The 14,187-nt window shown below is 65.3% G+C and carries 9 protein-coding genes and 2 tRNA genes; 2 read left to right on the forward strand and 9 right to left on the reverse strand.

The features are described 5' to 3' along the window. Positions 1–39: 39 nt before the first annotated feature. Positions 40–1,638 carry a S1C family serine protease gene (locus BLP88_RS07690; RefSeq protein ID WP_074588224.1) on the reverse strand — a complete coding sequence of 533 codons (1,599 nt, stop codon included), beginning with the start codon at positions 1,636–1,638 and terminating at the stop codon, positions 40–42. 348 nt (positions 1,639–1,986) lie between these two features. Between BLP88_RS07690 and BLP88_RS07695 the strand changes: the two genes are divergently transcribed. Together BLP88_RS07695 and BLP88_RS07700 are read left to right on the forward strand one after the other, a co-directional pair. Further along, positions 1,987–4,047: a TPM domain-containing protein gene (locus tag BLP88_RS07695; protein WP_074588226.1), complete on the forward strand. Its 2,061-nt coding sequence runs from the start codon at positions 1,987–1,989 to the stop codon at positions 4,045–4,047. Positions 4,048–4,181: 134 nt separating this feature from the next. Continuing rightward, the gene (locus BLP88_RS07700; protein WP_074588228.1) at positions 4,182–4,970 is read left to right on the forward strand and encodes a PspA/IM30 family protein; all 789 of its coding nucleotides are present in this window, start codon (positions 4,182–4,184) and stop codon (positions 4,968–4,970) included. Positions 4,971–5,085: 115 nt separating this feature from the next. Here the strand turns inward: BLP88_RS07700 and BLP88_RS07705 are convergent, their stop codons facing one another. The 8 genes from BLP88_RS07705 to BLP88_RS07740 form a co-directional block, all read right to left on the reverse strand. Further along, positions 5,086–6,231, reverse strand: a complete 1,146-nt coding sequence (locus BLP88_RS07705) for an acyl-CoA dehydrogenase family protein (protein WP_074588229.1) — start codon at positions 6,229–6,231, stop codon at positions 5,086–5,088. A gap of 40 nt (positions 6,232–6,271) precedes the next feature. Continuing rightward, the gene (locus tag BLP88_RS07710) at positions 6,272–7,201 is read right to left on the reverse strand and encodes a cytochrome b/b6 domain-containing protein (RefSeq protein ID WP_074588231.1); all 930 of its coding nucleotides are present in this window, start codon (positions 7,199–7,201) and stop codon (positions 6,272–6,274) included. A 164-nt stretch (positions 7,202–7,365) separates the two neighbouring features. Further along, a complete protein-coding gene (locus BLP88_RS07715; protein WP_084110945.1) occupies positions 7,366–8,211 on the reverse strand; it encodes an alpha/beta fold hydrolase in 846 nt (281 codons plus the stop codon). A gap of 135 nt (positions 8,212–8,346) precedes the next feature. Next, positions 8,347–9,960 (reverse strand): helix-turn-helix transcriptional regulator, encoded by a 1,614-nt coding sequence (locus BLP88_RS07720; RefSeq protein WP_175453517.1) that lies wholly within the window; start codon positions 9,958–9,960, stop codon positions 8,347–8,349. Positions 9,961–10,112: 152 nt separating this feature from the next. Further along, positions 10,113–10,186, reverse strand: a tRNA-Met gene (locus BLP88_RS07725). 137 nt (positions 10,187–10,323) lie between these two features. Continuing rightward, positions 10,324–10,695 (reverse strand): PH domain-containing protein, encoded by a 372-nt coding sequence (locus BLP88_RS07730; RefSeq protein WP_074588234.1) that lies wholly within the window; start codon positions 10,693–10,695, stop codon positions 10,324–10,326. A gap of 161 nt (positions 10,696–10,856) precedes the next feature. Continuing rightward, positions 10,857–10,930 (reverse strand) — tRNA-Met (locus BLP88_RS07735). Between the two features lie 160 nt (positions 10,931–11,090). Continuing rightward, entirely contained in the window at positions 11,091–14,048 is a 2,958-nt protein-coding gene (locus BLP88_RS07740; RefSeq protein WP_245679800.1) for a UPF0182 family membrane protein, read from the reverse strand. Positions 14,049–14,187: the final 139 nt, after the last annotated feature.

The following is a 14,187-nucleotide window of genomic DNA, read 5'->3' on the forward strand; positions in this document are numbered from 1 at the left end:
CCGGATGGCGCCGCCCCTTTGTTGTCCTTGCGTGCCGCCCTATGACTGCGGGGCGGCGTCCAGCGTGACGTCGATTTCGCGTTCCTGGCCGTCGCGGACGATGGTGGCCTTGACCGTGGCACCGGCGGCTTGCTCACGGACCGCGGCGGTGAGCTGGTTGGGATCGCTGATGGCCTGCCCGGCGAACCTGACCACGACGTCGCCCACCTTGACGCCCGCCTTGTCGGCGGCCGAACCCCGGGTGACACTGGCGACTTCGGCGCCCACCGAGAAACCTGAGTCGTTTCCGGTGGCGGTCTTTGCCTGCACGCTGACGCCGAACTGGCCATGGCTGGCCTTGCCGTCCTCGATGATTTCCTCGGCAATCCGCTTGGCGTGGTTGATCGGGATGCTGAACCCCACGCCGATGTTTCCACTGGAGGAATCCGAGGTGCCGCTGCCGGCCGAGGCGATGGCCACGTTCACGCCGATCACCTCGCCCTTGCTGTTGACCAGCGCCCCGCCGGAGTTGCCCGGGTTGATGGCGGCGTCAGTCTGGATGACGTTGATGGAAATGGAGCCCTGGTTCGTGCTGGGCTGGTTCCGGCCCTCACCGGGAGGGGCGAATTCGAAGCCGCCTTCGCCGTCGCCGTCCGAGCCGTCAGGGGCTTCCTTTGGGGCAGCTGAGGAGGCCACGCTGATGGTCCGGTTGAGCGTGGAGACGATGCCGTCCGTGACGGTGCCGGTGAGGCCAAGCGGGGAGCCAATGGCGACGGCGGTGTCCCCCACGTTGATCTTGCTGGAGTCACCGAGGGTCGCCGGGACCAGGCCGGAGGGGTCAGCGACCTTGATCACCGCGAGGTCGGACAGGGGATCGGTGCCCACGACGCTTGCCTTCAGCACCCGGCCGTCGTGCGTGCGTACTTCGATCGTGGCATTGGCGGTGGCACCGTCAAGGGTTACCACGTGCGTGTTGGTGAGGATGTGTCCCTGGTCGTCGATGATGATGCCCGAACCGGTGCCGCCCCCGCTGCCACTGGTGGCCTTGATGGTGACCACGCTCGGGGAGGCCTTGGCTGCCGCCGCGGTGATCGCGTTGACGTCGTCCTTGTTGTTGACGATGACGGTGCCGCCCTGGCTGCTGGTGCTTGCCGCGGGAGCCGGGTTGTCAAAGAGCTGGTTGCCCGCCGCCACGACGCCGCCGCCGACGAGTCCGGCCGCGAGGATGCTGGCAACGAGGGTCCCGACGCCGAAGGCGGGCTTGCGCTTGGTGTCCGTCGTTGTGTTCCCGGGTGTACCGGAGTGGGCACCCATCGCGTGCGGGAACTGCTGCGTGGGGTGCTGCTGGGCGGGATATCCGGACTGGTTTCCGCCGGCGGTGCCGTAGAAGGGAGCGTGCTGGGGGTAGTGTGGACCGCCCTGGTTGGACGGGCCCGGCTGGCCGGAAGTCGCATGCTGGCCGTAAGGCGTGGGCTGTCCGTGCTGGACGGGTCCAGGCTGGTATGCAGGCAGCCTGGTGGTGGACTGCTCTCCCGGGCGCTGTTCGCCTTCGGCGGGAGTGCCTGCAGGCCGGGCCTCCTCGCCGTGCGGGGCCTCGGCATTGATGTGTTCCGGGGTCTCGCGTTCGGGTCCCGGTCCCTGCGCTGGGTTCTCCGTCATGGGACTTCCTTTCTTCCTCGTCTGCAATTAACTATGGCCGCTTTTGCTGGACCGAAATCGGATGTTTGCTGAGAGCTTGCTGGACGCTGGGAGTCGGGCCGGGATGCGCATCCGGGAAGCCCGGAAAATGGCTGCAAAACTGCCTACAACGCGGGAAGTTCCGGCTTTTCTCCGCGTTTCGCTGGCGGCATATTCACCGTTGTGGACGCGTTTTTGGGTGCACCATAGAATCACAATGGAATTGCCACAGCGACCCTGCGGCTATGTACACCATGCGTGGGGGCGCTGCTGCATTCTGTGACGATTGGTCCGGCCTGGACCAGTCGCAGACGTGCTGAAGGGTTGCGCATGCGGTCAATGTATAAACGTGTTCTCGCCGTCGTCGGCCTGACCGGATTACTGGCCTTCCCGGCCGCATCCGCATGGGCGGAAGACCCGGTTGACCTGAACCCGACCACCAAGATCGTGGATGACGCCGGGGTGCTGGGCGGCAGGTCATCGGAAGTCCAGGACGCCATCAGGAAGCTCGGAACCGAGCACTCAATGGTGCTGCATGTCGTGACGGTCAAGAAGTTTGAAAACCCCACCGACCGCGAAGCCTGGACCGACGAGGTCGCCGAAAAGGCCAGCCTCGGATCCAATGCCCTCATCTTCGCCATCGCCACCGACACCCGCCAGTACATCCTGAACAAGGGCGGCAGCAAGATTACCAACTCGCAGCTCGAGAACATCAAGAGCAAGGCGATCGGACCCCAGCTCGCGAACGGCAACTATGCCCAGGCCGCGATTGACGCCGCGGGCGCCATAGGCGACGCCGCGGGCGGCGGCAGCGGAAATGTTCCCGGCTCCGGCGCCGGCACGGCGGTGCTCGTCGGGGCAGGGGTTGTCGCGGCAGGCGGTGTCGGCACCTACCTCTACCTGCGCAACCGCAGGAAGAAGGCCCAGGGCTCGGCGGCTTCCGGCGCATACTCCCCCGGACAGGGCGAGCCGGATCCCCTGGCGTCGTTGAGCGTCGAGGACCTGCGCCGCAAGAGCGGTTCCCTGCTGATCGAAGCCGACGACGCGATCAAGTCCAGCGAGCAGGAGCTCGGCTTCGCCCAGGCACAATACGGTGACGCCGCCGTCGGCAACTTCACCAAGGCGCTGCAGGACGCCAAGGGCCACATGGCGGAGTCGTTTAAGCTGCAGCAGCAGCTCGATGACCATATTCCGGACACCGAAGAGCAGCAGCGCAGCTGGCTCGGCGAGATCATCCGCCGCTCGGAGGCAGCCCTGGCATCGCTCCGGGAGCAGAAGGCCGATTTCGATTCCCTGCGCGAACTGGAAAAGAACGCTCCGCAGGCCCTGGCCACCGTCGGGACGGGGGTCCGGGAAGCAGAGGCGAAAATCGCCAGCGCCGAGCAGTCCCTCGACGGGCTCCGGGCGAAATACGCTGACACCGCCTTGGCGCAGGTCGCTGACAACATCACGCAGGCCAAGGAACGCATCTCGTTCGTCCACAACGCGGAAAAGACGGCAGCCGAGAAGCTCGCCTCCGGTGAAGGCAGCCTCGCCGCGGTCGCTGTCCGGGCCGCCGAGGAAGGTCTGCACCAGACCAATGTGCTCCTGGACGCCATCTCCAAGGTGGCCGGCAGCCTCGACGAGGCCCGCGCAAGCTTGGACTCAGCGGTGGTGGACACCAGCCAGGACCTGGCGCAGGCGAAGGCCATGATCCAGTCCGGGGCACACCCGGAACTGGCGGGACCTGTTGCCGGCGTCGAGTCTGCGCTGGCCCAGGTGAAGGCCGAAATCCAGGCCGGGAAGATCGATCCCATCGCTACCTTGGACAAGGTGGAAAAGGCCCACCAGGCCCTGGATCAGTCCCTCTCCGGCATCCGCGACCAGCAGGAACAGGCACGCCGTGCGCAGGCATCCCTGCAGCAGACCATCATGGCCGCCCAGGCCCAGATCAGCGCCACCTCCGACTACATCACCGCCCGCCGCGGCGGCGTCGGCACGGAAGCGCGGACCCGTCTGGCCGAGGCGCAGCGGAACCTTGACTATGCGCTCTCGATCTCCCGCAACGACCCCGTGACGGCGCTGGCCTACGCACAGCAGGCCCATGCACTGGCGGCCCAGGCCGCGCAGGTGGCGCAGTCCGACGTCGAACAGTTCGGCGGCTACGCCAACCAGGGCTACAACAGCGGCGGCATGTTCGGCGGCGGTGGGGGTGGCGGCCTGGGCGGCGCCATTCTTGGCGGCATCCTCATCAACTCCATCTTCAACAGCGGTGGGGGCGGCTGGGGTGGCGGCCACAACGACGGCGGAGGCGGAGGCTTCTTCGGCGGCGGCGGTGACGGCGGCGGCTGGGGTGGCGGCGGAGACGGCGGCGGCTGGGGCGGCGATTCCGGCGGAGGCGGTGACTTCTAGCCCCGCGGCGGTTTCCAGCCATAGGGCGGTTTCCGTTCCAAAGACTAGGCGGGGCCCATGCCCCACGTAGAAGCGGTACAACAACTGATCACTGGATTCAGTGGGACCCACTGAGCAGGACGAAAGGCAACACCATGGTTAAGCAGTCCATTTTCGGCAGGATCGCGCAGCTCGCCAAGGCGAACATCAATGCCCTGCTCGACCAGGCCGAGGACCCCCAGAAGATGCTGGATCAGATGGTCCGTGACTACACGAACAACATCGCCGAGGCGGAGTCCGCGGTGGCCCAGACCATCGGCAACCTCCGCATGCTCCAGGCGGACTACAACGAGGACATCAAGAACGCCCAGGACTGGGGCAACAAGGCCCTCGCCGCGTCCCGCAAGGCCGATGAGTACCGTGCCGCCGGCGATGCCGCCGACGCCGAGAAGTTCGACAACCTGGCCAAGGTGGCCATCCAGCGCCAGATCACCGCCGAGGGCGAAGCCAAGGCCGCTGAGCCGAGCATCGCTTCCCAAACCGAGGTGGTGGACCGGCTCAAGACGGGCCTGGACCAGATGAAGAACAAGCTCAACCAGCTCACCGCCAAGCGCAACGAACTGGTGGCCCGTTCCAAGACCGCACAGGCCCAGTCCCAGGTGCACGACGCCCTCAAGAGCATCGACATCATGGACCCCACCAGCGAAGTTGGCCGCTTCGAAGAGAAGATCCGCCGCGAAGAAGCCAAGGTCCTGGGCCAGCAGGAACTCGCTGCCTCCAGCCTGGATGCCCAGTTCAACCAGCTCGAAGACCTCGGCGAGCAGACCGAGATCGAGGCCCGCCTGGCGGCCCTGAAGTCCGGCGGTTCGACGGCAGCCATCGGCAGCGGCTCCAAGGCCCCTGCCACCCCGGCCGTCAACGAGGCTGACTTCGACAAGCTCTAGGCCGCGGCAGAACGGCTGAAACAGCCCGGCGGCCGGTCCTTCCTGGACCGGCCGCCGGGCTCTTCTTCTTAACCGGGTTGCATCTTTGTCCGGGGTTTCCTGCCTGGTCCTTGCCTCAGCCGTGCTTTGCTTCGACCGCGAGGCGTCCGACGATGAGCTTCATGATCTCGTTGCTGCCTTCGAGAATCTGGTGCACCCGCAGGTCCCTCAGGATCTTCTCCAGGCCGTACTCGGAGAGGTAGCCATAGCCGCCATGCAGCTGCACGGCCTTGTTGGCCACGTTGAACCCGGCGTCGGTGGCGACGCGTTTGGCCATGGCGCACAGCCGGACGGTGTCCGGCGCGCCCCGCTCCAGGGCGTCCGCGGCCCGCAGCAGCAAGGTCCGCGCCGTTTCGAGTTCCGTGTCCATGTCCGCGATGTCGAACAGCAGCGCCTGCTGCTTGATCAGCGGCCCGCCGAAGGCCGATCGTCCGCTCAGGTAGGCGATCGACTTCTCCATGGCGGCCTGCCCGCCGCCCAGGGAGCAGGCCCCGATGTTCAGGCGTCCGCCGTTCAGGCCCTTCATGGCGATGCCGAAGCCACTGCCTTCCTCCCCCAGCCGGTCGGCGGCCGGCACCCGGACGCCGTCGAAAATCACCTGCCGGGTGGGTTGGGCGTTCCAGCCCATCTTCTTCTCGTTCGGCCCGAAGGACAGCCCCGGCGCATCCCCCGGCACTACGAAGGCGGTGATGCCGTGGCTGCCGGAACCGGAGGTGCGTGCCATGACAACGTAAACCCCGGCTGCCCCGGCCCCGGAAATGAACTGCTTGGTGCCCGTCAAGAGGTAATCGTCGCCGTCGGGCACTGCCTTGGTGGTGAGCGCGGCGGCGTCCGAGCCCGCGCCAGGTTCTGTCAGACAGTAGCTGCCCAGGACCTCCATGGAGGCCAGTTGCGGCACCCACCTGGCGCGCTGCTCGGTGTTCCCGAAGGCATCAATCATCCAGGCCACCATATTGTGGATGGAAATGTAGGCAGCGATGCTCGGATCCGCCTTGGAGAGCTCTTCGAAGATCAGCACGGCGTCCATCCGGCCGAGACCGGAACCGCCGAATTCCTCGCCCACGTAGATGCCGCCCATTCCGAGCCCGCCGGCCTCCCGCAGCACGTCGACAGGGAAGTACTTATGTTCGTCCCATTCGGCCGCATGGGGGGCAATGGCCGTCGCCGCGAAATCCCGCACCATTTCCACTACCGCTTGCTGCTCTTCGTTGAGCTCGAACATGGGCACTCCTTATCCGGGTTGGCCGGCTAGTTGCCAGGGTTTATTTGCTGACCTTCCCCGTCAAGGATGCGATGGGGCGAAGGAACAAGGGCCTGGCCAGGAACCAGGCGGCCACGATCACGGCGAGCGAGGCGGCGAAGATCCAGAAACCGATCCAGTTCTCGTCGCTGCTGTTGCCGTACATGTGGTTCAGGTTGCGCAGCGCCCCGGTGGCGAGCACCAGGGTGACATGCACAAGGGTGAAGGCCACGAAGTAGATCATCACCGGGAAGTGCACGGCGCGGGCGAATTCGATCGGGTAGATCTTGTTGACGGCCGCCTTCTTTGGCCAGGCCGAGGAAGTGCGCAGGCCGGTGAGGATAGCGAGCGGCGCGGCAATGAAGACCGTAGCGAAGTACGTCAGGAGCTGGAGGGCGTTGTAGTTGACCCAGCCGTCCTCGACAGGCCAGTTGAGGGAGAGGTACTGGATGCCGGCCGAAACGGCATTCGGGAACACATCCCAGCTGGTGGGCACGATCCGCATCCACTGGCCGGTGGCGAAGAGCAGAATGATGAAGATCAGTCCGTTGAGGACCCAGAGGGCGTCCAGCGTGAGGTGGAACCACAGGTCCAGGCTCATCTTCGTGGGCGCGTTACGGGTGCGGATGAAGCCCCTGTTGTTGCGGGTCCAGTAGGCCGGGGGGCGCTTGGCGGTGCGTACCTGCCAGCCGGAGCGGACGATGAGCACCAGGAAAAAGACGTTCAGGAAGTGCTGCCAGCCCAGCCAGGCCGGGATACCCACGGGGGCGGCGTCGGGCAGTTCCGAGTGGCCCGGGAAATCGCGGAGGAAGGACTGTCCGGCCGTGCTGCCGGTGAACCATTTGGCGAGCAGCACAAGGATGAGAAGCAGCAGCAGGGCTCCGGAAACGGCCAGGACCGGCCGAAGCCACTTGCTTTGGCGTGGTGACGGCTTCTTCGTGGGGGCGGACATCTTCGCAGACACCTCTCGGGGAACTTTGGCAATCATGGACGCATCAAGCTAACAGGCTTTCGCCTGCCGCAGCCAACGCCTGTTACGCCAGTCTTCGGATGCGGCCATCGGGCGCCCAGTCCTGCCGACTTTCCCTGCCGTCCGGGCGCCCAAAACCGAGAATACTAGGAAATCCAACTATTCTCCATGGCCCCGACCTTTCCAAAAAAAGAGGCCAGTTCCCTTGCCAGGAGCTCCGGTGCCACGACGGGGGCGAAGTGCCCGACGCCGGCCAGCTCACGGACCTGAGCGTCCGCAAGGTGCTCCGCGAGATACCGCGCGGATTTCTCCACGAATGCGGGGTGAGTGGTGCCGGTCCCCCACAACGCAAGCACCGGAACGGAAATCCGGGCCAACTGCCCGCCGTCGTACGCTTTGGGCCCGTCCGCCGTCGCGTTCTGCTGGAAGTACCGCAGCATGGCAGGGATGCTGCGCCCCCACCGTTCATGGAAGTCGGGAGCCAAAGCGGAACGTTCCGTATCGTTGACAACGTAGGGGGCGAATGCCCTCGCCGCATCCGCGAGGTTGCCGACGGCGGCAGCCGCGGCCGTCCTCTCAACGGCGGATACCAGGCCGGCGAGTTCCTCGTCGTCGGCCACCGTGGGAACGTACCCTTCGAAAATGACCAAGGCGGCAACGGCATCGCTGCGTGCCGCTGCGCCGAGGACTGCCTCGATCCCCGACCAGCCCACCAGGCACACCGGACCACCGATCATGTCGATGAATGCGACGAGATCCTCGACCAGTCTGTCGACGGAATGATCGGGGTTGTCACCGGACAGCCCACGTCCGCGGGTGCTGGGCGTGTAGCAGGTGAATTGCCGGGCAAGGTACGGCACCATAGCCTCGTAGCCGACCTCGCCGTCACCCCATCCGCCATGGATAAGCACGAGGGACGGCCCTTCTCCCCGGACCCGCCCAACAATCTCAGTGCCATCGGCGGAGATGGCCACTTGCACTTTCTCTTTCATGATTCGCTCCTTGCGGTGGTGGCACCGTATCCGGTGCTCTATTCCGACGGTACGGAGCACAGGGCAGGGCCAGCATCGGTTCGATTGACCAATCGTTCAGCCCATCGCTACGCAATACCGCGTAGCCGGGAGGCCTCAGGGAGCCGTGGACAGGTGATGGGCGATGGCGTAGCGTGCGGCCTGGGTCCGTGAGACGACGCCGATCTTGTTGTAGATATTCGTCAGATGCCGGGCCACGGTGCGGTCGCTGATGAACAATGCGGTGCCGATCTCCCGGTTGGAACAGCCGTCCGCCACGAGCGCCAGGACCTCGCACTCGCGCGGGGACAGACCGTCCGGACGCCCGCGCTCCGTGCCGCCCGCCCCCAGCCGTGCGAAGATCTCCTGTGCCCGCACCGACTCCCTGCCCGCGGACGCAACATCACCCAGGGAGCGGTATGCCTCGGCAAGCAGGAGGCAGGATTTGGCGGCTTCGTACTCCGAGCCGAGCCGATACCAGCGCGTGCACGCGTCACGGAGCACCGGCAGCGCCTCCACGGCCCTGCCGTCGGCGAGCAGAACTGCTCCCCGCCCGGATGCCGCCATTGCTTCCAGTCCCGACGTCGCGTAGACGGACGCGGTCTGTTCGAGCTCAGCTACAGCGTCACGGGCGGCCTGGAACTGCGCTGCCGCTATCGCGATTTCCACCATCGCAGCGCACAGCGCGGCCCGGCGAAGCGGAGCCTGTCCGGCCGCTGCCAACGCGGCATGGACCGCGGCCAGGGCACCCCCGGGATCCCCACCGGCAAGCTGGAGCAAGGCACTGCCCGGCTGCGGATCCAGCCCCCTGACATGGGCTTCGGCATACGCTCCGGCCGCGTTTGCCTGGCCACGCAAGCGCCGGGCCTCACCGATGAGGTACCAGGCCTGCGCAGCATAGTCGAGGCGATTGGCATCCAGGCCCGGGATAAGTGACAGTGCCTGGGACTCAACCTTGTCCCATTCGCCGCGCATCAACCGCAGCTGCACTCTGTGGACCGCGCACATAGCGCTGAATACTGCTTCCGCAGGAACCTTCGTCAGCCATTCTTCGGCCAGATCCGTCCATTGGCCCATCCGGCGTACGTCGCCAACCTCATGGCATGCCGCGATCGTGTGGCAATAGAGGACCCCTGTCATGAACGGATCGAACTTGCCTTGGAGGACCGTGACCATCACTTCGTCGAGCAAGGCCAATCCCCCGGCCACCTTGCCCGACATCGTGAGGGCACGTCCTTCTCCGTTCACCCCGACGGCAACCAGCACAGGGTCTTCCAGCCGCCGGCCGAGATCAAGGATTTGCCCGGCCACTTCCAGTGCGGCAGCGGGCCGGCCGGCAAGGAGATTGGCGTCCAAGCCCGTCAACGACCGGAGGAGCCCGTGAACGCGCCCCTCCGGGGATCCTTCCAAGAGCCGCTCCGCATGCCCGAGCCAGCCGTCACCCTGAGATTGGTCACCCCTTGCCAGATGGAAGATTCCGACACGGAGGGCGACCGCCGCCGCGTCGACCGGACGCGAGGCCGACTCGAATGCTGCGCAGGCTTCAACGTTCAGCCTGATGCAATCCCCGATGCGGCCGAGCCACCATGCCGCATCGGCGTAAGCCGCCAGATCATCGGAAGTCAGTTGGTCCGGATCAACGGCGCTGAAGGCGTTCGCGGCGGCGGCCCATTCCCGTGCGGCGTACAATCGCCTCGCCCGGTCCCGGGGTTCCTCATCAAGATCCGCCACTGCGTCCCGCACCCGCTCCATCGCCACGGCCGGTTGCCCGGCACTATCAGAATCCTGTGATCTAAGGCCGACCGCAAGGGTCCCCCGCCCGGCGCAGCATGGGGAAAACAAAAGATCCGGACCAGTTTGCACTGATCCGGATCTTCTTCCAGTTGCGGGGACAGGATTTGAACCTGTGACCTCTGGGTTATGAGCCCAGCGAGCTACCGAACTGCTCCACCCCGCGTCGCGGGTTCTACTCTACCCTACTTTTGGCGGGCTCCTGACCACCGGCCCCGGGGCGGCGGAACCGTAGCGGGAACGACGGCGGATCAGCCACTCAAGCGCCCACAGGTCCGGCGTCTTGCCCTGACCGCTTGCAACTCAACGCGAATGGAGAACAGCCCAGGCAATTAGGCTGTCGATGCGCCGGACGTCGAGCCCTTTTCCAAGTTTGATCTTGATGTGTCCTGCGCGCGTCCACAATTCGACTTCGCCATTGAGGTCGAAGGTTCCTGCGTTCTCGGTGGACCACATGTTGATGGAACTGTACGGGAGTGAGTACATTTCCACCTTCTTGCCGGTGATTCCCTGCGCGTCGCGAATGATCAGCCGCTTCGTGGTGAATGTTGCCGAATCCCGAAGGGTCTTGAAAGACGCAACGGCTTGCTCCCCCTCGACAAGAAGTCCCTGCACGTCGGCCGGGACCGGAATTTCGCCAACCAGCGTCCAGGCTGTAAGCGCGGCAGTTTCCATGATTCCCCCATCATCAAAAGTGTTTAGGCCCCGGTCTTATGAGCCCGGTACGGAATGAGTGTAGCCGCGAAGCGACCGCTCGTTTGCGCGCGCAGACCCGTCCGGATGATAGGAAAACAAAAGATCCGGACCAGTTTGCACTGATCCGGATCTTCTTCCAGTTGCGGGGACAGGATTTGAACCTGTGACCTCTGGGTTATGAGCCCAGCGAGCTACCGAACTGCTCCACCCCGCGTCGCACGAACAACATTACCGTCCGGTGAATGCTGAGCCAAATCCTGGCGACGTGACCTCCGTCTCCTCCTGCCGCAAGATCAGCTCTCGCCGCAAGAAAGAAGGAGCCGGTGACCGCCATTCCTGGCGGACACCGGCTCCCTCAGGGTCCGTTCCCGGCCTTAGCCGCCCTGGGTGGGGGTCGGCGTCGGCGTCGGCGTCGCTGTGGGAGACGCGGACGGTGACGGTGTCACGCCAAGCCGGGCTTCGGCGTCGAGCGCCTTCTTCAGCGCGGCGGCAAGCTTGCTCTGCTGCGCGCCGTAGGCGGCGAAGTCACCCTTTGCCAGTGCGGCCTGGCCGTCCTGGATGGCCTTGTTGGCCTCGTCAAGGGCCGCCTTCAGATCGGCCTTGGCGTCTTCCGCGCCGGTCGGGGTGTTCGGGGCGGTAGGCGTGCCGGGCGTCTGGCCGTTGTTGGCCGAGTCGCCCGCCTGGGCGCCCGAGTCGCCGCCGAACAGTTCGTCCAGCGCCTCGTCGAGTGTTGCCGCGAAGCCGACCTTGTCACCGAACGCGACCAGGACGCGCTGCAGCGTCGGGTAGGAGGTTTCACCCGTGGACTTCAGGTACACCGGCTGCACATAGAGCAGGCCGCCGCCCACCGGCAGGGTCAGCAGGTTGCCGTTGAGAACGTCGGAAGCGCCCTGGCGCAGCAGGTTCAGTTCCCGTGACACCTCGGGGTCCGAGTTGAACTTGTTCTGCGCCTGGCCGGGGCCGGGCACCTGCGTGTCCGTGGGCAGCTGGAGCAGCCTCAACTGGCCGTAGCCTTCGGCCTTCACGCCCTTGGCACTTCCGGCGTCCGAGTCGGCGGACAGGAAGCCGTACAGGATGTTGCGGGCGTTGCCGTTGACGGTCTGCGGAATGAACGAAGACGTCAGCTGGAAGGCTGGCTTGGTCTGGCCCGGCATCTGCAGGGACATGTAGAACGGCGGCTGCTTCACTGCATCCGTCCCGGTCACGGTGGGATCGTTCGGCACGCTCCAGGCGTCAACGTTGTTGTAGAAACGGTCCGGGTTGGTCACGTGGTAGCGGCCGAGCAGTTCACGCTGGACCTTGAAGAGGTCCTCCGGGTACCGCACGTGGCTCATGAGCTGCCCGGACATCTCCGTGAACGGCTTGATGGTGCTCGGGAAGATCTTCTGCCAGGACTTCAGGATGGGGTCCTGGTCGTCCCATGCGTAGAGGGTCACCGAGCCGTCGTAGGCGTCGACAGTGGCCTTCACGGAGTTGCGGATGTAGTTGACCGTGCTGTTGGGCAGCACGGCGGTGCGGCCGGTGCTGGTCTGCGTGTCCGCCGTGACGTTTTGCAGCTGTTGCTGCTGGGAGTACGGGTAGTACTGGCTGGTGGTGTAGCCGTCCACGATCCACTTGACGCGCCCGTCCACCACGGCCGGGTAGGCGTTGCCGTCCACCGTCAGGTACGGGGCCACTTTCTCCACGCGCTCGCGCGGCGTGCGGTCGTAGAGGATCTGGGACTTCTCGTTGACGCCGTCGGACAGCAGCAAGTCCGAGGACTGGAACTTCATCGAGTAGAGCAGGCGGTTGAACCAGTTACCCACGTTCGGGCCGCCGTTGCCCGTGAAGGTGTACTGGGTGTCCGTGGAGCCGTCCTTGCCGGCCGGGCGGTCCTGTTCGCGGTGCGTGGACCCTTCGGGAGCGCCGACCACCGAGTAATCGGTGGTGTTTTCACCGAAGTAGATGCGGGGCTGGTAGTTCGAGTCGTTGCCCAGGACGCCGCTGGTCGGAATCCCCGACAGCAGGAAGTCAGGCTTGCCGTCCACGGTGAACTTGTTGCCCTTGGCGGCGACCACACCGTAGCCGTGGGTGTAGACGATGTGCTTGTTGTACCAGGTCTGCTGGCCGGTGCTGATGCCGTCGGCGTTCAGTTCGCGGACCGCGATGACGGTGTCCTGGACCTTGCCGTTCACGGTGTAGCGGTCAACGTTCAGGGCCTTGGGGAACTGGTAATACGGCCGGTACTGTTCCAACTGGCCGAACGCGGAGGACACCAGGTTCGGGTCCAGGAGGCGGATGTTCGCCGCCGTCTGGGCGTCCTTCGCCAGTGCTCCGCTGCTGGCGGTGGTGGTTGCCTTGTACGGCTGGACCTGCACCTTGTCCAGGCCGTAGGCGGACCGGGTCATGGAGATGTTCCGCTCGATGTACTTGTTCTCAAGGGTCTGCTCGGACGGGCGCACCTGGAACTGCTGGATGACCCACGGGTACACGCCGCCGGCGAGGATCGAGGTGATGATCAGCATCGCCGTGCCGATCACCGGCAGGCGCCAGCGGCCGATCACGGCGGCGACGATGAAGAGGATCGCCACCAAGGCTGCCGCAACTGCGAGGATCGACTTGGTGGGCACGACGGCGGTGACATCGGTGTAGAGCGCACCGGCCCAGCGGCCGCCGTTGTTCTGCACGGTCCCGTAGACGTCGAGCCAGAAGTTCGCGCCTAGCAGGAGCAGGAAGAGGGCACCGCTCACCGCGAGGTGGATCTGCGCCGCACGGCTGGTGAACACACCGCGTTCCATGAGCCGGATGCTGCCGTACAGGTAGTGGGTGAGGATTCCGGCGATACCGGCCACCACCACCACGCTGATCAGGAATCCGGTCACGAAGCCCAGGAACGGCAGGCTCATCAGGTAGAAACTGATGTCGAGGCCGAACTGCGGGTCCTGCTGGCCGAACTGTTCCTGGTTGAAGAACAGCAGCACCTTCTGCCACTGGCTCGCGGCGGCGCTGCCGGCAAAGAGGCCAAACAGGATCGGCAGGCCGATCATGACCACCCGGCGCACCGGCTCAAGCTGGACCTGGTAACGGCTGAGGTTGTCCCGCACCTCGGAGTCCGGCGCATAGACCGGACGGGCCCGGTAAGCCAGGCGGATCGAGGCGTACACGGCACCGAACATCAGGATGAACCCGCCCAGGAAGGTCAGGATCCGTGCAAGGTTTTCTCGGATGTAGACCTCGAAGAAGCCAAGCTGCTGGTACCAGAGGACGTCGGTCCAGACGTTGGAGAAGAACACGAAAGCCACGACCAGGAGCGCCACGACGATCAGGGTGGGAGTCAGCGCACCCCGTCTCAATGGCGGTCTTCCGGGCGGGCGGGTGCTTGCGGGACGGGACAAACCAGGTACCTCATAGCTCGTTGTCAGATATAGCGTCGGTCAGTGTGCGAGTGTTCAACGGCCCGTCCCCCGCAGCACAGGTCCAGCCATGCTGCAC

The sequence above is a fragment of the Arthrobacter cupressi genome (genome assembly GCF_900099975.1).
Classification (GTDB): Bacteria; Actinomycetota; Actinomycetes; order Actinomycetales; family Micrococcaceae; genus Arthrobacter; species Arthrobacter cupressi.